Here is an 18,344-nt window from a genome sequence, read left to right as displayed (position 1 = left end):
GATTTTACCATGCCGTAGCTGTAGTGCTTTAGTCTGATGGCATTGCGAACTTTTTAGCACTCATTTTTCATAGTGAAAACGTGCTGACTTAAACAATACCCGATCACCCTCAACCACATAAACCAATCGATGCTCATCTGTAATCCTTCTCGACCAAGTATTGGAGCGCAAATACTTCAGCGACTCTGGTTTCCCAATCCCATCAACAGGATTGCGCATTACTGCATCGACCAATCCTATAATTCGTAGCGCCACTTTGCGATCGCACTCAATCCAAAACCGCAGATCTTCCAGAAAACGGGGTTCCATCTCAATCCGTCGAGTTTTCTGAGACTCATCCGGTGAAGATTGAGATTTAGGAAGCTTCTTCTTCAAGACCAAACTCCCGTCGCAACTCATCTACTGAGGCATAAACCGCCGTCGCTACGTCATTTTCCAAGGAATTAAACAAAACTTCTGCATTGGCATAACTGCGACACAAATGAAATGACTCAATCAAGCTCGAAAAATCCTCATCTGTTTGAGCATTACGCAATCCGAATTCTAAACATTCTCTTGCCTTTGGATGCTCTATCGCTTCCAACTCAACCCAAAGAATTTGTCTGATATAAGGCTTTGCATCCACACCAACGGGAAGGAGCAGGATTGCCTGTCCCACTGCGATCGGGTCTTGTAGGTTGGGTTTCTCAGCCTGAATTTGAGCAACCATCATATTCCTCTCAGTCGGAAAAGAAAGTCGATTAGATTTAGTCTAGCGCGTCTATCCGACGATGCAAAGGCAACTCTTTAAGCGACTCGTCCATTCCCCTCAACCCAACTAAATATTCCGAGGGGGCTTCCGCTAGACCTGAAAGGTTAGCGGTGAGAGGAGTTGAAAGTTGACGGTACAAAACCCAACATTCCTTCAGGGGAAATGTTGGGTTTTTGTTCAAATCACTGTCAGATTAGCTATTTTGTAACTGGGCTGTGGTGATGTTGAGGTTTAGGGTTTGATTCCCGCGTTGTACTTTGAATTTAAGGGATTTTCCGACCCCACTATTTTCTACTTTGTTCTGAATTTCCACCCCTCTGGTGACTCGTTGACCCTCTACTTCTAAAATTACGTCACCCCGTCTTAGTCCGGCTCGTTCTGCGGGGGTATTGGGTAAAACCCGAGCCACGAATACGCCGTTTACTTCTGGGAGAATAATCGTAGAGTTGGGGTCTTGATTGAACCGTTTGGCGATGTCTGGGGTCATATCCCGCATTTCAATCCCGACGAAGGGATGCGGAACTTGTCTCCCGGCCGCTAGAATATCTTTGAGTTCCTTGGCTTTGTTAATGGGGATGGCAAACCCAATTCCGGTGGCATTGGCGCGGATGGCGGTGTTAATGCCGATGACTTCTCCCCGATCATTGAGCAGGGGGCCGCCGGAGTTTCCGGGGTTAATGGCGGCATCGGTTTGCAGGAAGTTCACCCGTTTGTCGGGAATACCGACTTGGAAGGAGGGACGATCGAGGGTGCTGATAATGCCCAAGGTGACGGTATTATTCAGGCCTCCGGGGCTGCCGACGGCGATCGCCCAATCTCCCACTTGTACCTGTCCAGAATCCCCTAATGCTGCCACGGGGAGGTTACTGGGAGAGCCATTAATTTTCACTACGGCCAAATCGGTTACGGGATCGCTTCCTCGCACGGTGGCCTCATATTCTCGCCCATCTTGTAGGGTAATGGTTACTTCTTCAGCCCCACTGACTACATGGGCGTTGGTTAAAATAATCCCACTGCTGTCGATAATGAAACCGGATCCTTGCCCTTGTTCTCGACGTTCTTGGGGCATTTGTTGGGAAAAGCGATCGCCAAAAAATTCCCGGAAAAAGGGATCTTCAAAAAAGGGACTAAAATTTGTGGTCACGGTGCGGGCGGTATCTATGCGCACCACAGCCGGCCCCGTCCGGGCGATGGCTTGGGTGACAAAACTACTTCGTCCGGGAGAGGGAGACGCTTGGGCGAGTAAAGTGGGGCTAGAACTGGCCACCAAGGGACTAGCGGGGGCAGGTTCCGCTTGAGATGCCGCCACCCGCAACGTTCCAAAGGTCAGGGCTACCCCTACAATCAACGCCAGTATATGAGTGCTAATTCGGGTCATAACTTTAGAAAAACGCATTGTAGAAAAATGTATTGTCACATCTCAATTGACTTACATTGCAGACACAGGAAAAGTCGGTCTACTCTCTAAGATAGCCGTTTTCCGTCATCCTAGAAGGTCGGTTTCTACGACTTCCTCCCCCTCCCTTCTGTTCCAAGGGGAGAGGTAGAAGCTCTCTGTTTCCTCCCACGGATAAGGTTGACAATGGGGGCATTTTATGCTTTAGTCTGGAGGCGATTTTCCGCTAAATTTTTCTTAATTACCCTCTCCCCATGACCGTGACTCTACCTTGGCAGGAACTCCCCCTAAATGCTTTTAATGAGGCGCAAAAAGCCCAATGTGAGGCATTCTATCAAATTTTGTTAGCGCAAAATAAAACTCTCAATTTAACCCGGATTACGGAGCCTTTGGAGTTTCTGGAAAAGCATCTCTGGGACTCTCTGGCTGGACTGTGGCACTTGCCGCCCTCTCTCACGATTCCCCCATCAGCGCGGGTGATTGATATTGGGACAGGAGGGGGCTTTCCGGGGGTGCCGATGGCGATTACTTATCCTGACTATGGGATTACCCTCCTAGATTCAACTCAGAAAAAGGTGCTGTTTCTCCAGACAGTGATTGAACAGTTGTCGCTGTCTTCTGTAGAGGCGATCGCATCCCGGGCGGAGGAAATGGGTCAAACCCCCCAACACCGGGAAACTTACGACCTCGCGGTTGTGCGGGCGGTTTCCTCCCCGGTCACCTGTTTGGAGTATGCCCTCCCCTTGGTCAAAATTGGTGGAATTGCCCTCCTCTATCGTGGACAGTGGACCGAGGAGGAAGCGGCACAACTCGCACAAGTTGCGCCACAATTGGGAGGTCAGGCGATCGCAACGATTCCCTACGAAACCCCCCTAACTCACAGTATCCGGCACTCAGTCTATCTTCAGAAAACCCACCCCACTCCTCCTCAATTTCCCCGTCGTGTGGGAGTTCCCCAGCAGCGCCCCCTATCCTTTTAGGACTGGGGTTGTATCCTAGAGATGAGTCAGTTTGAGGAACTATTACATGGCACGAGGGGATCAGATTTATGTAAATCGTGAGTTTTTAAATCTCCAAGGGGTGTATGAACATCACGGGATTGATTGCGGGGATGGGACGGTGATTCATTATCGCAAACCCAGTGAAACCGTCGAACGGACTTCTCTAGGATTGTTTAGCCAAGGGAATCGGATTTATGTGAAAACCTACCCCACCAGCTTTATTCCTGATGTTGTACTCCATCGTGCTATGAGTCGGTTAGGAGAACGCAACTATAACTTACTGTTCAACAATTGTGAACATTTTGCGACTTGGTGTAAAACCGGGATTAGTTTTAGTCAACAAGTTGAGGATTTTGTGCCTGTGGTGAGTCAGTGGAAACCGGAAAACCTACAACAACCTTTACGGGAAGCCCTACAAGGTACAGATCGCAAAAATGCTGAACAGTTAGTTCATCAAGCCCTTGGGGAGATTAAGGGATTGTGGAATAATTTACAACCGCGCTATAAACAGGCGATCGCAGAACAGGAAACTTGGCAAAAAGTCGCCCAAAACGCCCTACAACAAAACCGCGAAGATTTAGCCCGGGCTGCCCTTCAACGTAAACTCAACTATAAAAAACAAGCCCAAAAGCTAGAAACCCAACTCAATCAGTTAGCAACCCTGACCAAAACCTTACTACAAAATGCAGCGCAACAGGATATTAATATCTACGGTAATTTGATGTGATTAGATCCCCCTTCAAAGCCAATCTATAGCCTTATTTGAATCCCTCCATGTTAACCTCTGTTGAAAAATTCTTGAATCATCACCGTTTCCTCATTTTTCATAGCCTCTTGCCCCTAACTTTTTTCCTCTTCACCTTTGTTTTGATGCCGATGGGAGACGTTTTCCAATTCGACACCGACGAAGGACAGGAAATGATTAAAGCCCTACTCTATCAGCAGGGATACTCTCTTTATAGCGAAATTTGGAGCGATCAACCGCCATTATTCACCCTTATTTTAGACCAATGGCTTAAGATTTGGGGCAATTCTATCTTAGCCGCACGCAGCTTAATTCTCTGTTTTGCCACCCTGCTCATCTGGACATTTGCCCAACTATTACGCCTCACCCTTGGCAACATATACGCCCTCTTAGGAGCATTCCTCCTCGCCATTTCTTGCAACTTTTTCCGACTGAGTGTTTCCGTAATGATTGGCTTACCTGCCTTAGCATTTGCCCTACTTTCTATCTACAGTCTATTTCGTTATTTAGAGCAACAAAAAAAAGGTTATTGGCTAATTTTTTCAGGGCTATTTTTTGGTATATCGCTACAATTTAAAATGTTCACTCTTTTATTAATTCCCCTTATTGTAGCCTATTTATTTATATTTTCTTGGCAGCAAAACCAGACCGACTTAATCCCTAAATACCTGCCGCGCTCTTTTACTCAAATTTTCACCATATTATCCCCCATAATTTCTTTTTTTCTTGCCCTCAGTCTGACTTACCTTCTCCCCTTCTTTCTCCTTCCTCAACTCAGCTTAGAACAAATCTTTCAGAATCATATTGATACTGACTTAAAGAGCGTCTTTGCCAGAGAAAATAGTGTTCTAGATACCTTAGTCATGTACCTGCAAGAATTGGACTATACCCTACTCGCCGCTTTAACCCTTCCCTCCCTCTTCCAATTTAAGCAGATTGAACTGAAACAATTTCCCTTGTTTTGGCTGATTGTAGCTACCATCATGCTGATCAATCATAAACCTATTTGGTATCACCACGCCCAGTTAATTTCTATTCCCCTCACTTGGTTAGCCGTTTTTAGCATCAAATCTGTTCTAGAAACCCTCGAAAAACATCCAGTTTTACCCGCCCTTCAACAACGAAAATGGTCAGAAGTAATGCCGCGCAATGTTGCCGTTTATTTTCTTATTTTTTCCCTAGCTGTTATTCCCGTTAAGTTAGCAATAACTCATCTCAATAATCAGTCATTACTGCGGGCATCCCAAGCCGAAAACAGTATTTTACAAGCTCTAATTAAAACCTATCCTAACACTCAATGGCTCTTTACAGATATTCCCATGTATGCGGTTTATGCTCATTGGCAAGTTCCCCCAGAAATTGCCACACTTTCCCGTAAACGAGTGGCCTCGGATGAATTTACCCGTGAGTATTTAGACGAATTAATTTTAAAATATCAACCGGAGCAAGTTTTAATGGCTCGTTTTCCCGAGGTTCTCAGCTATTTTGAACAGTCTCCAATTATTGATTATCATGAGGTAAAACGTTATAAGGGTGCAACCCATTATTTACGGCAAAACCTGATGAAAAACTGAAACAACAACAAAACCCGTAGGTTGGGTGTAGCGACAGCGAAACCCAACAAAACAGGACTCATCCCATAAAAACCCTATAGTATTCGTAGGTTGGGTGCAGCGACAGCGCAACCCAACAAAACAGGACTTATCCCATAAAAACCCTATAGTATTCGTAGGTTGGGTGTAGCGACAGCGCAACCCAACAAAACAGGACTTATCCCATAAAAACCCTATAGTATTAGTAGGTTGGGTGTAGCGACAGCGAAACCCAACACAACCGTAAACCGTCAATAGGTTAAGAGATTTTATCCTCACCAATCCTCCAGTTATTCTGACTCACCCAGCAGAAAGGGAGGAAAAAAATACATTTTTCCTCCCTTTGCCTTGTCTAAAAATCGTAACTTTTAGCGGAGACAAGCTTTTAGGTTGCCGATTTAGCGGTGAGCAACATTTGTGTTTGAGAAGCGCCCAGTTTGCGCAGTTGACGGGACATTTCTACATTCGCGACGACAATCACTAAGATTTGACCAATGACATTCAACCAGAGGTAGGTTGAAGCGAGAGTCCGTTCAGATACGATGGTAGGGGATATAATTGACCACAAGAGTAGCCCCTCGTTGGGATAATGGAGGGCAAAGAGCAAAGAAAGCAACATGGGAGTGAAAACCATCCCACATAAAGTCCCTAATGCCCAAGCAACACGACGGGGGGATTTCATGAGTAAAATCCATTGAATCACACTGGCATAAATTAAAATCACTGTAGTGGTGATTAAACTAGCTTCTAAGAAGCGCAGGGTCAGATAGGGGAAGAAGGGGATCAGACCGAGGTGTAAGATGGAGAAAATGATCAAGAGGTTGAGTGCGATCGCAACAGGCGCTGGACTCTTTTCTCCCCACACCAAATCCCGCAACAATGCCCGTTTTTCCTTGGGTTGTTGGTGACGGTAGCGCATCCAATCCTGTAAGGTTTGCCGATGAGGGGTTAAAACGGCCATCAATAGACAACTAAACAGCGCGATTAAGAAGCAAAACACCCCCACATTTCTGGGCAAATGATCATTCATTGTTCCCCAAGGAGGTTGTTGGGTAGTAAACCCTAATAATACAATACTTAGTCCCCCAGAAAACCAGTAACTTTTAGCCTTGCTTAAAAGGGTTGCGTTGGGCTGATGAAAACGTCGGATTAAGGTTTGCCACAGCCAATAAGTTCCTAACAAATAGTTAACGGAGATAAAAGCATAGGTCATGCTGTAGGATTGTCCTAGGGAGAACCCAAACCATTTCAAGGTCAAATCATTGATATTTAAATAGCCAATCGTGCCTAAACTATGGGGGGTTTGACTGACTAAAAAGGGTAATACACGCTGGGGGAGTAAGATGGTGAACCAGTCGAGGGCATTGTGAATAACGACATTAGATGAGTTATTCAATCCTAGACTAAAGAGGGTAAAACCACCGAAGACTATCGCTAGTAATCCACTGCCTAACCAGGTTTGCATTCCTCCCCACCCACTGCTGACAAAACCCACTAATAAAGCGGCACTGTAGATAAATAAACAACTCAGGGCGACTAACAGATAAAAGCTCAAAATCAGGTGTAAGGGAATACGGGCGGCTAATCCTGTCCAGAGATGAAAGGGGAGGGCAGCAAGGACGGCCAAGAATAACAAGGAGGGAACTCCCGCTAATTTTCCCCCGATAATTTTTCCGGCACTTTGAGGGCTGAGACGGATAAATTCTAAAGTGCCTCGGTTGCTTTCTTTGGAGATATCTTCAATTAAGAAATAAGTCCCCAGTATCCAGAGAATCCCTATGATTCCAATGGCAATGGTCACAAAACAATCAAGCCATAAGAGTTCATGGTTAATGGATGCAGTTAGGACGTAACCCCTTGCATCTTGAAGACATTTATTGTCAAAATCATCAGGGTGTAAACAATAACGACTGGTGTATTGCTTAACTAAGGGAATTTGACTCCAGAAAAAGAGGAGGGTAATGAGTTGAGTTGCCGCAGAAATTCCAAGGGTGACAATGACATTGCGAGATTTCCAACGACCTTTAAATTCCCGAAAGATTTGGGGATTCCATTCCCCTATGGTATTTAAAATATTAAGCGGCATAGTGTAAATTAATCTCCAATTGGGTTAAGTTTTTAGCCGAGTTTAGATCCACCTGAAGGATTGAAAAATAGTTACTATTCGGGGGGTAGATGACCTATAAGACTAGAGGAAAAAAAGGCGATACTTACACTATTCTGTTCAAAGATTGTCCCAACTGGAAAGGTCTAATGGGGAAAGATTGAATGCTCCCTAGACCTGTTCATCATAAACTTTGGCGACATGAACCGTCGATGAATTAACTGTTGATGACGTGAAGGACGAGAAAAAGTGTCTGGTCGGGTGAGATCCTCTTTACTTTATTAGATTAGCCGACGGCTTCGGGTTTTGGGAAATTTCCCCTAGGAGGCCTGTTTATGTCCCATTTTTAAGAAAATACTTTCTAAAGTCTCTTGACTTAATGTAAATTCTGTGATAAGAATATCGCACTGAACAAGGGTACGGAGGAGGGTGGCGCTGTTTTCGGGGGTGCCTGAGAAGTGGAGGCGAAAGTGTCCGGTTTCTGGGAGGGCTTCCCAACTGGACACCCACGGACAGTTATTCAGTTCTGTTTTGAGGGTGTCGAGGTTGTTCAGGGCTTTTAGGGTGATGTAGGGATTGGCGAGACGTTGGTAGAGGTCTTGGAGGGAGGTGCTTTCAATGAGGAATCCTAGTTCCATGATGCCGACGGAGGTACAGAGTTCCGCGAGGTCGCTGAGGACGTGGGAGGAAATGAGGATGGTCATTCCGGCTTCTTGCAGGATTTTGATGATTTCCCGGAACTGCATCCGGGCGATGGGGTCTAAACCGGAGACGGGTTCATCAAGGAAGAGTAGGATGGGTTCGTGGATGATGGTACGGGCTAAACTGAGGCGTTGTTTCATGCCTCGGGAGAGGGTGGTGATGGGACTGTGGCGTTTTTCGGCGAGTTGAATGAGTTCGAGGATCTCATAGATGCGTTCACGACGACGGGGGTTTTTTAAACCGTAGAGACGGGCGAAATAATCGAGGTAGTCCCAGACGTTGAGATCGTCGTAGAGGGGGTAATCGTCGGGGAGGTAGCCTAGACGCTGCTTGAGTTTGGGGTTGCTGTCGTCTCGCAGGAGGCGATCGCCAAATAAATAAATTTCCCCGGCTGTGGGTTCTTCGACGGCGGTTAACATTCGGATGAGGGTGGTTTTCCCGGCTCCGTTGGGACCAATTAAACCATAAACTTCTCCAGCTTCTACGCGCAAGTCTAGGTCATTAATGGCAATCTGGCGATCAAATTGCTTGGTTAGTCCGTAGGTGGCGATCGCTAATTCTCGGTCAGGGGTCGTTTCCGGTTGCATCATAGGTCAGATCGAATCCATTGCACTTTAGGCCCTTCTTCAGAGTCTAGTCTAGCAATTTCGGATCATTTCTCCTGCTGTTTTTATTGGGCGTGAGGCCTTTCCCTCCCGGATTCACTCGGAAACCAGAACCCAAAAAAAGAACCCCCAAAAAAAGAAAGCTCAGGATAGTTTCCTAAGCTCTCTTTTTGAGTACCCCCAAGGGAATTCGAATCCCTGTCGCCTCCGTGAAAGGGAGGTGTCCTAGGCCTCTAGACGATGGGGGCTTGTTTTTTCGGACATTTCTAAATATAGCGAACTCGTCAGGATATGTCAACCTTTTCCCTAAATTTTTTTTTGCGAAGTCTTGATAATTGATTTAGGGCTTGTTGAATACCTCTGCTCCGGGTGGGAAACGGGGAACGGGGAACAGGGAACAGGGGAAATTCAGGTTTTTGCCCTCAAGTCTATTTAATTTGGTATAAACGGCTAAAAGTCCTAGTAACAGTGCTTAGAGGGATATTCAGCAGACCCTAATTTAGAGACCTGACCCAAAAATGCTAGGAAGTCCTGCTCCCGTGAGTAGAGTTGGGGAGTTTACAAGCCGATCCGCAACTGGGTTAAACGCTCTTGAGCTTGGGCATCGAGGGAATGGAATAAAAAACGACCCTGATGTTTTTTCTGGGGTCGGTGTTGGCGGCGGCGCTGGTGATGAGCTTGTTCTAGATTGTTCACCAGTTGTAGGGCGGACATCCATTCAGCACCGTAGCCGATGGCGGTCTGTTTTTGAGCGCGGTCTGATGTGGCGACAATGAGCCGACGCTGAAAGCCTTCTAGTTTCTCTCTAAAGGTGGCGCAGGTTCTTTCTATATAAGTATCGGCGGTTTGCTCAAAGTGGGTGTAGTAAACGGATAAATGCTCGGTATGGGGTTCCCGGTAGGCGGGGGTGCGTTGGAGATGTGCGTCAAATACAACTTGCACTTCGAGGCCTTGGAAGGCGCTGTAATTAATCAGGGCTTCAATCAGGTGTTGACGGGAGGCTTCGAGGCTATCGCGATCGCGCATTTCTTTTAAGGTGGGCCAAGCACCGATGATGTTGTAGCCATCAACCAGGAGAAAAGCCCGAGTAGTAGAGGGTTTCATGATTTAAATAGGATCTAAAGGTCAAAGGATTTGCAGTCATAGTCTTTATCTGGCTTCATCAATCTTAACAGCAAATTCAATTTTGTTCCTATGAGAAGGCAAGAGGCACTCTTGCAATAAGGGGGGATTATTAATCAATCCGTCTCGCGTCATGGTCTGAGCCGCGACACAGGCATTGCGTGGCTTTGCCGCTTGGAATGGAGGCAGAGCCTCCAAGAGGGCGTTACTTGGCCCGAGTCCAGTAACGAGGGTGACGATTCCCTGTTCCCCGTTCCCATATTCAGCAGACCCTCACTAGGGTCTGCTGAATATGGCTCTAAGCCTTGAAAAACCGTCTATACTTTGATTCACGAAAGCCAAAATACTAGAATTGTTGTGTCAAACTACCACAATGCTTGGCCACCTGACTCACTTTTCTCGCTAATACCCCATTAAGCGCTGTTTGAGGCGTTCGGGTTCTCCTTGATCCACAATTCGACCCCCTTCTAATAAAATCGCCCCGTCGCAATAGTCCAGTTCATTTAAACGGTGTGTTACCCAGAGGGCAGTAATCCCCCGACTTTTGACTAGGTTTTTCACTTGGGCGACTAATTCAATTTGGGTGTCGGGATCTAAAAGAGCGGTGGGTTCATCTAAAATCAAAACTTCACTATGACGGGCAAGGGCTCCAGCTATGGCAATCCGTTGTTTTTGTCCCCCACTGAGGGCGTAGATCGGGCGGCGCTGGAATTCCAACAAGTTCACCGCCTGCAAAGCCTCCCGCACCCGTTCCACAACTGCCTCATCAGACAACTGTTCCGCCACCAAACCAAAGGCCACATCAGCCCCCACAGTGGGCATCACTAACTGATGATCGGGATTTTGGAAGACAAAGCCCACAGGCTGCAAAATATCAATTTCTCCCCCTTGGGGGGTTAATAAACCCGCTAAAAGTTTCAGTAAGGTAGATTTGCCACTGCCGTTAGTTCCCAACAACATCCAAAATTCTCCCCGAGGAATATTGAGGGAACAAGCCTCTAAAACGCTGGCGTTGGGCTGCCAACTAAAATAAAGATCATGGACACTAATGGCGGATTGTTTCATCTTTCAGCAATTGTCTAGGGGCTTGTGGGCGAATCCTTAGAGTGGACTTGCTCCCCCGCCTAGGGCGAAGGAGCATCGATCATACTATCCCAGTGAGACTCACTCACCAGATACAAAGAACCCTGTAGAACGCCCGGCCATCGCTGCCGATTTTTCCGATACCACAACAGCACTAATTTGATCACTCATCACCGCCACCTGTTTATCCGGTTGCTTTTCACAGGTCAGTTGAATGAGTTGGGGGGGGGTTTGGGATAACGCCTGAACAATTTGCTGATAGAGGGCTTTCGCGTCGGCTTCTTCCTTCCGTTGCACGGAAACGGGGATGGGGGAAAATTTTAGAACGAGATCAATGGTGAACATTCAGCTTTTCTCAGTTTTTCACTTAACGATTAGATTATCCGCTACCCCGTCACCCTTCCATCTGCTTAGGCTGCCGAGGGACTTTTAAGCTTTTGTTAAGGATTGGGGTAGCCATCTTGAACAGTATCCCTTATTATAGTTAAGTAAAGAAAAGTAAACTTTACTCACAATTCACCCCTTTATCTGCTTAATGTTCTCAGCTTGGGTGAGGAGTAAGGTTGAAAAGTCATATATAACCATTTGGAGATTTACGCACTATGACAATTGCAGTCGGGCGCGTACAGCAGGAACGAGGCTGGTTTGATTCAGTCGATGACTGGCTAAAGCGCGATCGCTTCGTATTTATCGGTTGGTCGGGTTTATTGCTCTTCCCCTGTGCTTACATGGCATTAGGCGGATGGCTCACCGGAACCACCTTCGTTACCTCCTGGTACACCCACGGACTCGCCTCCTCCTACCTTGAAGGGGCAAACTTTATCACCGTTGCGGTTTCCTCCCCCGCCGATGCCTTCGGTCACTCCCTACTCTTCCTTTGGGGACCCGAAGCCAACTGGGATTTCACCCGTTGGTGTCAAATCGGTGGCCTGTGGCCCTTCGTGGCTTTACATGGCGCATTCGGGCTGATTGGCTTCATGCTGCGTCAGTTTGAGATTGCTCGCTTAGTGGGGATTCGTCCTTATAATGCGATCGCCTTCTCCGGTCCGATTTCCGTCTTCGTCAGCGTCTTCTTAATGTACCCCTTGGGACAATCCAGTTGGTTCTTTGCCCCCAGTTTCGGGGTAGCGGGCATCTTCCGCTTTATCCTGTTCCTGCAAGGCTTCCACAACTGGACTCTGAACCCCTTCCACATGATGGGCGTAGCCGGGATTCTCGGCGGTGCGTTACTCTGTGCCATCCACGGAGCCACCGTAGAAAACACCCTGTTTGAAGACAGCGACCAAGCCAACACCTTCCGCGCCTTCAACCCCACCCAAGCCGAAGAAACCTACAGCATGGTCACAGCTAACCGTTTCTGGAGCCAAATCTTCGGGATTGCCTTCTCTAACAAACGTTGGTTACACTTCTTCATGTTGTTTGTTCCCGTAACAGGCTTGTGGATGAGTTCAGTGGGTATCGTCGGTTTAGCCTTAAACCTACGCGCCTATGACTTCGTATCCCAAGAAATCCGGGCAGCAGAAGACCCCGAATTTGAAACGTTCTACACCAAGAACATCCTATTAAACGAAGGTCTGCGAGCTTGGATGGCTCCTCAAGACCAACCCCACGAAAACTTTGAATTCCCCGAAGAAGTTCTACCTCGCGGTAACGCTCTGTAAGGGTTAAGCTTTTTTTCTAACATCCTAAGACTTCCGGCTACGGTCGGGAGTCTTTAGGCTTTTTGCCCCAAATTGAAAAAATTTTTGCCCCCTGGGAAAAGTTTGTGCTATCCTATGGGGCAAGCCGTTCAAGTTGAACGCCTGCTAAATTTTTGAAATCAAGAACCGTCTAGGCAACAAGGAGGTGATGCCCATGAGTGATAGTAGTAAAAGCATGGGTTTCCAAGTTGGTAATAGTCGGCTGTGCGCTGGGGCTGTTCTCTAACAGCTAAGAAAAATTTCCAATGGGGATTAACCCCTTGGGAACACAGTACCGAGTACGTTTTCTGGGCTGGTAGAGTTCCATCCAGCAGTCAGACTTCAACAGAGGAAACCCGCTAGACCGCCCTTACAAAAGAGTTAAAGCCACAAAGTTACACGAACTTTGCTAAACTAACTTTTTTGTAAGGGCGGATAGTTTGTTTTGAGGCCGTTTATCTTGAGGCACACAGGAGGTTAGGACATGGCGCAACTGTTAACAGAAACCCAAATTCAGGAACAACTCAGCCAACTCCCGGGCTGGCAGCAGGACGGGAAAAAAATCTATCAAACCTTTAAGTTTAAAGATTTTGTGGCCGCGATCGCCTTCGTCAACCAATTAGTAGACCCCGCCGAAGCCGCCGGACACCACCCGGATCTAGAAATTTCCTACAATAAAGTCACCGTCGCCCTAACCACCCATGACTCTGGGGGCTTAACGAGCAAGGATTTCGCCCTCGCTCAGGAAATCGCACAAATCATTTAGGTCGATTCCTTGAGAAATCGCTATCATTGGATGATGGAAACCCTCAAGGGGGTTTAGGTCAGTTGAACGGGAAACTTAATTATTTCTATTATGTATCGTCTTGATTGGTTGTCGGGTCAATCTATAATGGAGGATAATCGGTAAACCGAGCAATCTGAACCGAGCCATCTGAATCGTGAGAGCCGAGTCAGGGTCTAGAACTGTTAGTCTGGATTCTAGTAGTGTATGATAGGCTAAAACACAATCAGGATGTCACTTGTTAGCAAGGTGTGAGGACCAGTAGGACAATGTTTAACAAGCTTTGGAGACTGCAATTGATGAGTCCTGCCCTAATGGGGGCGGCTCTTGTACTTTCTTCTTCAACTGTTGCGATCGCAGCAGGTTCCCCGACTGAAACCCAATCAGTTCCGAGTTCCAGTAGTTCCAGTCAATTTTCTCAATTTTCCGATTCCACTGAATTTTCCACACTCTCGGAAGATCTATTCTCTCAGGAAGTAGCCGAGAGTGTATCCCAAGAATCAGCCAAGAAAGCAACCCAGCAGCAACCCTTAGAACTTGCTGCCGCTTCTGTAGCACCTGAAACGGCCACAGAAATTGATTTCTCAGCCCTCTTAGGAACGAACGACACCACAGAAGTTTTAGAGGAACTAGCTCGTTCAGACCGTGAAACCCCAGAAGTTACAGGAACAGTTCCCGTAACCACTGCCGCTAAACCCCTAACTCGTCAAAATGAGGCCAACTTAAGTCAAGTTCGCGTTAACCCCGACAACTTAGAAGAATTAGCGCGCACCGAGTCCAGCAACGAACCTTCCGTTGCCGAACTTTTGAGCATTCAGACCGGGCAAAATTCCCAAGTCGCTCAAGCCTTACCCTCCGAAACCAATCCCGCTCTGCTGGATCAACTGAACCGTTATAGCAACGAAGATGTCAACGGTTCAATGGGTCAAGGAGTCCCCGGTGCTGCGCAATTTACCGATGTTTCCCCTAACGACTGGGCATTCCAAGCCTTAGACGACTTAGTTCGTCGCTATGACTGTTTAAAGGGGTATCCCGACGGTACCTATCGCGGTCAACGTCCCCTGAGTCGTTTTGAATTCGCCGCAGGTTTGAACGCTTGTTTACAACAAATTGAGCGTTTAATTGCCGCTTCTACTGCCGACTTTGTGACCCAAGCCGACCTAGAAACTCTGCAACGCCTTATCCAAGAGTTTGAAGCAGAACTAGCGACCCTCGGAACCCGAGTCGATAGTTTAGAAGGTCGAGTGGCCTTCCTCGAAGATAATCAATTCTCCACCACTACCAAACTATCTGGGGAAGCCATTATTGCCGTCACCACCAACTTCGGCAGTGATAGCGGCGTGTCTGCTGTCGTGGGGGATCTCGGGAAAGCCGTCCTCGGCAACCGTGTCCGTTTAGACTTAAACACCAGCTTTACAGGTCGAGATCGTTTAGTGACTCGCTTAGAAGCTGGTAACTTAGGCGTGTTTAGACCGGCTAACGTCGCCAACACCCTGACAGGAGCCACCTTAGCCAACTCCGGCAGCTTTGAAGCAGGTCAAACCTTCAACAATCCTCAACTGGGTTTCGGCACAGGAGCCCGTCCCAACAACGTTGATTTAGGCTGGTTAGGGTATTATTTCCCCTTTGGTAACTCTCAAGCCTATATCTCCGCCGTCGGTGGGAAATGGAGTGATATTGCCCCCACTCTGAACCCCTACTTTGAAGACTTTGATGGTGGGAAAGGTTCTCTATCCAGTTTTGCCCAACGAAACCCTATCTACCGCATTGGTGGTGGAGCAGGGGCGGCTCTGAGCTTTGGTTTCAGCCCTCTGGAAAATGTTCTTGGGCCTAGCACCGTAACCATAGGCTACATGGCAGGCAACCCTGGAACCCCTCAAGCGGGTGCTGGTTTAGTCGATGGGGATTATGCCATCCTCGGTCAAATCAACGCCAACATCAGCGACACCATCGCCTTGGGCTTGACCTACGTTCATGGTTATCACGCCACCAACAGCCCTATCTTTGCTGAAGGTCGCGCTCGGAATACCCAAACCGGAACCGTAGGCAGCTTTATTGCCAATAATCCCTCTGCCTTACTAGATGGCGGTCCAGTTCCCACAGTCACCAACTCCTACGGGGCAGAATTGGCTTTCCGTTTAGGCAATAGCTTGTCCTTGAGTGGTTTCGTCACTCGCACCGATTTCCGTCTGTTGGGTCGTGGTGATGGCGATATTTGGACCTATGGTGCAGGGCTTGCGGTTCCTGATTTAGGACGACCCGGTAGTGTCTTCGGGCTCTTTGGTGGGGTTCAACCGACCTTACGCAGCATCGAAGCCGCCGGAGTGAATGGTAATCTGGTGACTCGTGACACCTCTTGGACCATTGAAGGGTTCTACAAGTTCCAGTTAACCGACAATATCACTATTACCCCCGGTGTGGTTTGGATTACCGATCCTAACCAACGGAAAGGGAATGATTCTGCGATTATCGGAACCCTGAGAACCACCTTCTCCTTCTAGAGATTAACTTAATGTTTCTTGAATCACCGCCCTAACAATGGGGTGAGTGTCAGAACAGCAAAAACCCCACTTGCTCTAAGTGGGGTTTCTTGTCATTTTGTGAACGAATCCTGCAAACCCGACCGGAGAATGGGAGTATACTGGAGATAATGCTCTATTCCCAAGGGATTAAAACCATTGTGGAACTTTCTTGCCGCACCGAATACGCGCTCTTGGCCTTGTTGGAATTAACACGCCACTATCCCCAAGGAGAACCATTACAAATTAAACAGATTGCTGCCCAGCAAAATATCCCAGATCGTTATTTAGAACAGCATCGTTATTTAGAACAGCTTTTAGCCATTTTACGACGGGGGGGATTTGTGCAAAGTCAACGGGGAGCGAAGGGGGGTTATCTTTTGGCACAGGACCCGTGGAAAATCACCCTGTTGGATATTATTAACTGTTTGGAGGGGGATAGTCGCATGAAACCTGAAGGATTGCCTCAAACAGTGGAGGGGATGGTTGTGGAGGAAGTTTGGGGAGAAATATATGACCAAATGCAGAAAATGTTACAGAGCTATACGTTGCAAGATTTATTAGACAAACGGGATGCTCGTCAAGAAAAATTAGATATTATGTATTACATTTAACAAAAATGTTGCGGAATTCCCCTTCCTCGCTTGCAGGGAGGGGATGGATAGCAACCCAGTAATAAACTGAGCGACAGCGAATCTTTAGATAATCGGTTATACTGTTATCGGCAACACTGGTTCTCGATAATGTATAAGGCTTACAAGTATCGTATCTATCCTACTGACGAGCAAAAAGTATCCCTGGCTAAGGCGTTCGGATGCTGTCGTTGGTATTGGAATTTTGCCTTAGACTTGTGCCAAAAAACCTATATCGAGACGGGGAAAGGATTGTCTCGTGGATACATTCAAAGCCTGTTACCTAAACTAAAAAAGGAATATCCTTGGCTAACAGATGCCTACTCCCAATCCTTACAAGTGGTTGCACTTAATCTTTCTACTGCCTACAAAAACTTTTTTGAGAAACGGGCGCAGTTACCCCGTTTCAAGTCAAAGCATGGTCGGCAGTCTTTAAGTTATCCTGCTAACGTTAAGTTGGAGGGGGATTACATCAAAATACCGGGAAAGATTGGGTTAGTGTATTGCCGTCGTCATCGGGAACTTGAAGGGACAATCAAAACAGTTACTCTCTCCAAAAATCCTGATGGCAAATACTATGCTTCGGTGTTAGTGGATGACGGGAAAGATGCCATTAGCCCATCGGTTGAGGGCAAAGTTATTGGCATTGATGTTGGACTAACCCATTTTGCCATTACTAGCGATGGGTCTAAGTACGACAACCCTCGCCATTTTGCCAAGCATCAGAACAACCTCAAACGCAAACAACAAAAGCTATCCCGCAAACAAAAAGGTAGTCAGAACCGGATTAAAGCGAAGCAAAAAGTAGCTAAGGTTCATAGTAAGATAGCCCGATGTCGTGAGGATTTTCTACACAAGCTATCCCGCACGGCAGTCGCTACAACGGGGGGAACCCCCGCAACGCGCTGCCTTAAGATAGTTAACGAAAACCAAGTGATTGCTGTAGAGAATCTGAACGTCAAAGGGATGGTAAAAAACCCTAAACTAGCCAAGGAAATTAGTGATGTGGGTTGGGGAATGTTTACCACAATGCTGAAATACAAAGCCGAGTGGGAAGGCAAAACCTATATTGAAGTTGACCGCTTTTTTGCGTCTTCAAAAACTTGTCATGTTTGCCTTAACAGAGTGGATAGCTTACCGTTAGAAGTTCGGCAATGGGAATGTCAAAATTGTGGCACTCACCACGACCGTGATATTAATGCAGCACAAAACATTAAAAATGAAGCCTTGCGGATATTGTCGTTGGGAACCAGCGATACGGCCTGGGGAGGGAACGTAAGACAACCTGGTAAAACTTCGGTTTTGCTAGATGTTCCATTGAATCAGGAAGCCCCATCCTCGCGCCTAGGCAGGGTGGGGTAGTTCACCTGAGTTAAAGTTCCTGTGATGGGTTGGCTTAAAACATTCGAGTGCTTGCCTACAATTAGTCGTAGAGTACCACGTGGGAAGCCGGAAGTAGGTTCCAAAGATGTCCACTTGTGGGTAACTTCGGGTAAGTCTTATTTGACGCTCCCATCGCTAAAAGCGAGGGATTCTCAGTTCATCGACACGCCTTACAATTGCCTATCTCTTGCGAGCATTACCTAAACCGTCTAACCGTTCGGCTGAACCAATTAGCAAGCCTAGTTT

General features: G+C 47.1%; 16 protein-coding genes and 1 tRNA gene. 8 read left to right on the top strand and 9 right to left on the bottom strand.

Annotation, left to right across the window (positions count from 1 at the left end):
* Positions 1–60: 60 nt before the first annotated feature.
* The 3 genes from SPI9445_RS25970 to SPI9445_RS0117245 all read right to left on the bottom strand — a co-directional run bounded on the left by SPI9445_RS25970 (position 61) and on the right by SPI9445_RS0117245 (position 2,147).
* Positions 61–309: a Txe/YoeB family addiction module toxin gene (locus SPI9445_RS25970; protein ID WP_017306023.1), complete on the bottom strand. Its 249-nt coding sequence runs from the start codon at positions 307–309 to the stop codon at positions 61–63.
* A gap of 46 nt (positions 310–355) precedes the next feature.
* Positions 356–712: a hypothetical protein gene (locus SPI9445_RS0117250; protein WP_017306022.1), complete on the bottom strand. Its 357-nt coding sequence runs from the start codon at positions 710–712 to the stop codon at positions 356–358.
* Positions 713–944: 232 nt separating this feature from the next.
* Positions 945–2,147, bottom strand: coding sequence for an HhoA/HhoB/HtrA family serine endopeptidase (locus SPI9445_RS0117245; protein WP_017306021.1), 1,203 nt, complete (start codon positions 2,145–2,147; stop codon positions 945–947).
* 254 nt (positions 2,148–2,401) lie between these two features.
* Between SPI9445_RS0117245 and rsmG the strand changes: the two genes are divergently transcribed.
* Genes rsmG through SPI9445_RS0117230 form a run of 3 tightly spaced genes read left to right on the top strand, consistent with a single transcriptional unit; the run spans position 2,402 to position 5,467 of the window.
* Complete coding sequence (gene rsmG / locus SPI9445_RS0117240) at positions 2,402–3,127, top strand: 16S rRNA (guanine(527)-N(7))-methyltransferase RsmG (protein WP_017306020.1); 726 nt, start codon at positions 2,402–2,404, stop codon at positions 3,125–3,127.
* A 46-nt stretch (positions 3,128–3,173) separates the two neighbouring features.
* Positions 3,174–3,875 (top strand): lecithin retinol acyltransferase family protein, encoded by a 702-nt coding sequence (locus SPI9445_RS0117235; RefSeq protein WP_017306019.1) that lies wholly within the window; start codon positions 3,174–3,176, stop codon positions 3,873–3,875.
* A gap of 47 nt (positions 3,876–3,922) precedes the next feature.
* Positions 3,923–5,467: an ArnT family glycosyltransferase gene (locus SPI9445_RS0117230; RefSeq protein WP_017306018.1), complete on the top strand. Its 1,545-nt coding sequence runs from the start codon at positions 3,923–3,925 to the stop codon at positions 5,465–5,467.
* A gap of 403 nt (positions 5,468–5,870) precedes the next feature.
* On the opposite strand, the gene SPI9445_RS0117225 is transcribed toward SPI9445_RS0117230, so the two are convergent.
* From SPI9445_RS0117225 to SPI9445_RS0117200, 6 genes are all read right to left on the bottom strand, one after another.
* Positions 5,871–7,571 (bottom strand): hypothetical protein, encoded by a 1,701-nt coding sequence (locus SPI9445_RS0117225; RefSeq protein ID WP_017306017.1) that lies wholly within the window; start codon positions 7,569–7,571, stop codon positions 5,871–5,873.
* Positions 7,572–7,909: 338 nt separating this feature from the next.
* A complete protein-coding gene (locus SPI9445_RS0117220; protein WP_017306016.1) occupies positions 7,910–8,881 on the bottom strand; it encodes an ABC transporter ATP-binding protein in 972 nt (323 codons plus the stop codon).
* A gap of 190 nt (positions 8,882–9,071) precedes the next feature.
* Positions 9,072–9,144 (bottom strand) — tRNA-Glu (locus SPI9445_RS0117215).
* 310 nt (positions 9,145–9,454) lie between these two features.
* Positions 9,455–10,000 carry an NYN domain-containing protein gene (locus tag SPI9445_RS0117210; protein WP_017306015.1) on the bottom strand — a complete coding sequence of 182 codons (546 nt, stop codon included), beginning with the start codon at positions 9,998–10,000 and terminating at the stop codon, positions 9,455–9,457.
* 420 nt (positions 10,001–10,420) lie between these two features.
* The gene (locus SPI9445_RS0117205) at positions 10,421–11,083 is read right to left on the bottom strand and encodes an energy-coupling factor ABC transporter ATP-binding protein (protein ID WP_017306014.1); all 663 of its coding nucleotides are present in this window, start codon (positions 11,081–11,083) and stop codon (positions 10,421–10,423) included.
* Between the two features lie 99 nt (positions 11,084–11,182).
* Positions 11,183–11,446, bottom strand: coding sequence for a UPF0367 protein family (locus tag SPI9445_RS0117200; protein WP_017306013.1), 264 nt, complete (start codon positions 11,444–11,446; stop codon positions 11,183–11,185).
* A 257-nt stretch (positions 11,447–11,703) separates the two neighbouring features.
* On the opposite strand from SPI9445_RS0117200, the gene psbD reads away from it, so the two are divergent.
* The 5 genes from psbD (at position 11,704) to SPI9445_RS0117175 (ending at position 18,077) form a co-directional block, all read left to right on the top strand.
* Complete coding sequence (gene psbD, locus SPI9445_RS0117195; protein ID WP_017306012.1) at positions 11,704–12,762, top strand: photosystem II D2 protein (photosystem q(a) protein); 1,059 nt, start codon at positions 11,704–11,706, stop codon at positions 12,760–12,762.
* Between the two features lie 502 nt (positions 12,763–13,264).
* Positions 13,265–13,546, top strand: a complete 282-nt coding sequence (locus tag SPI9445_RS0117190; protein WP_017306011.1) for a 4a-hydroxytetrahydrobiopterin dehydratase — start codon at positions 13,265–13,267, stop codon at positions 13,544–13,546.
* A gap of 317 nt (positions 13,547–13,863) precedes the next feature.
* Positions 13,864–16,065 (top strand): iron uptake porin, encoded by a 2,202-nt coding sequence (locus tag SPI9445_RS0117185; protein ID WP_017306010.1) that lies wholly within the window; start codon positions 13,864–13,866, stop codon positions 16,063–16,065.
* Between the two features lie 149 nt (positions 16,066–16,214).
* Entirely contained in the window at positions 16,215–16,697 is a 483-nt protein-coding gene (locus SPI9445_RS0117180) for an RrF2 family transcriptional regulator (protein ID WP_017306009.1), read from the top strand.
* Positions 16,698–16,826: 129 nt separating this feature from the next.
* Complete coding sequence (locus SPI9445_RS0117175; RefSeq protein ID WP_017306008.1) at positions 16,827–18,077, top strand: RNA-guided endonuclease InsQ/TnpB family protein; 1,251 nt, start codon at positions 16,827–16,829, stop codon at positions 18,075–18,077.
* Positions 18,078–18,344: the final 267 nt, after the last annotated feature.

Source organism: Spirulina subsalsa PCC 9445 (assembly GCF_000314005.1).
GTDB classification, from domain to species: Bacteria; Cyanobacteriota; Cyanobacteriia; order Cyanobacteriales; family Spirulinaceae; genus Spirulina_A; species Spirulina_A subsalsa.
The sequence above is the reverse complement of the archived record's forward strand: the minus strand, read 5'-3'. Positions and strand labels throughout refer to the sequence as shown.

Excerpts from the sequence above, each read along its gene's own strand:
- SPI9445_RS25970 (WP_017306023.1), bottom strand. The coding sequence starts at position 309 with ATGGAACCCCGTTTTCTGGAAGATCTGCGGTTTTGGATTGAGTGCGAT.
- rsmG (WP_017306020.1), top strand. The coding sequence starts at position 2,402 with ATGACCGTGACTCTACCTTGGCAGGAACTCCCCCTAAATGCTTTTAAT.
- SPI9445_RS0117210 (WP_017306015.1), bottom strand. The coding sequence starts at position 10,000 with ATGAAACCCTCTACTACTCGGGCTTTTCTCCTGGTTGATGGCTACAAC.
- SPI9445_RS0117205 (WP_017306014.1), bottom strand. The coding sequence starts at position 11,083 with ATGAAACAATCCGCCATTAGTGTCCATGATCTTTATTTTAGTTGGCAG.
- SPI9445_RS0117200 (WP_017306013.1), bottom strand. The coding sequence starts at position 11,446 with ATGTTCACCATTGATCTCGTTCTAAAATTTTCCCCCATCCCCGTTTCC.
- SPI9445_RS0117250 (WP_017306022.1), bottom strand. The coding sequence starts at position 712 with ATGATGGTTGCTCAAATTCAGGCTGAGAAACCCAACCTACAAGACCCG.
- SPI9445_RS0117230 (WP_017306018.1), top strand. The coding sequence starts at position 3,923 with ATGTTAACCTCTGTTGAAAAATTCTTGAATCATCACCGTTTCCTCATT.
- SPI9445_RS0117245 (WP_017306021.1), bottom strand. The coding sequence starts at position 2,147 with ATGCGTTTTTCTAAAGTTATGACCCGAATTAGCACTCATATACTGGCG.
- SPI9445_RS0117185 (WP_017306010.1), top strand. The coding sequence starts at position 13,864 with ATGAGTCCTGCCCTAATGGGGGCGGCTCTTGTACTTTCTTCTTCAACT.
- SPI9445_RS0117225 (WP_017306017.1), bottom strand. The coding sequence starts at position 7,571 with ATGCCGCTTAATATTTTAAATACCATAGGGGAATGGAATCCCCAAATC.
- SPI9445_RS0117190 (WP_017306011.1), top strand. The coding sequence starts at position 13,265 with ATGGCGCAACTGTTAACAGAAACCCAAATTCAGGAACAACTCAGCCAA.
- SPI9445_RS0117235 (WP_017306019.1), top strand. The coding sequence starts at position 3,174 with ATGGCACGAGGGGATCAGATTTATGTAAATCGTGAGTTTTTAAATCTC.
- SPI9445_RS0117220 (WP_017306016.1), bottom strand. The coding sequence starts at position 8,881 with ATGATGCAACCGGAAACGACCCCTGACCGAGAATTAGCGATCGCCACC.
- SPI9445_RS0117180 (WP_017306009.1), top strand. The coding sequence starts at position 16,215 with ATGCTCTATTCCCAAGGGATTAAAACCATTGTGGAACTTTCTTGCCGC.
- SPI9445_RS0117175 (WP_017306008.1), top strand. The coding sequence starts at position 16,827 with ATGTATAAGGCTTACAAGTATCGTATCTATCCTACTGACGAGCAAAAA.
- psbD (WP_017306012.1), top strand. The coding sequence starts at position 11,704 with ATGACAATTGCAGTCGGGCGCGTACAGCAGGAACGAGGCTGGTTTGAT.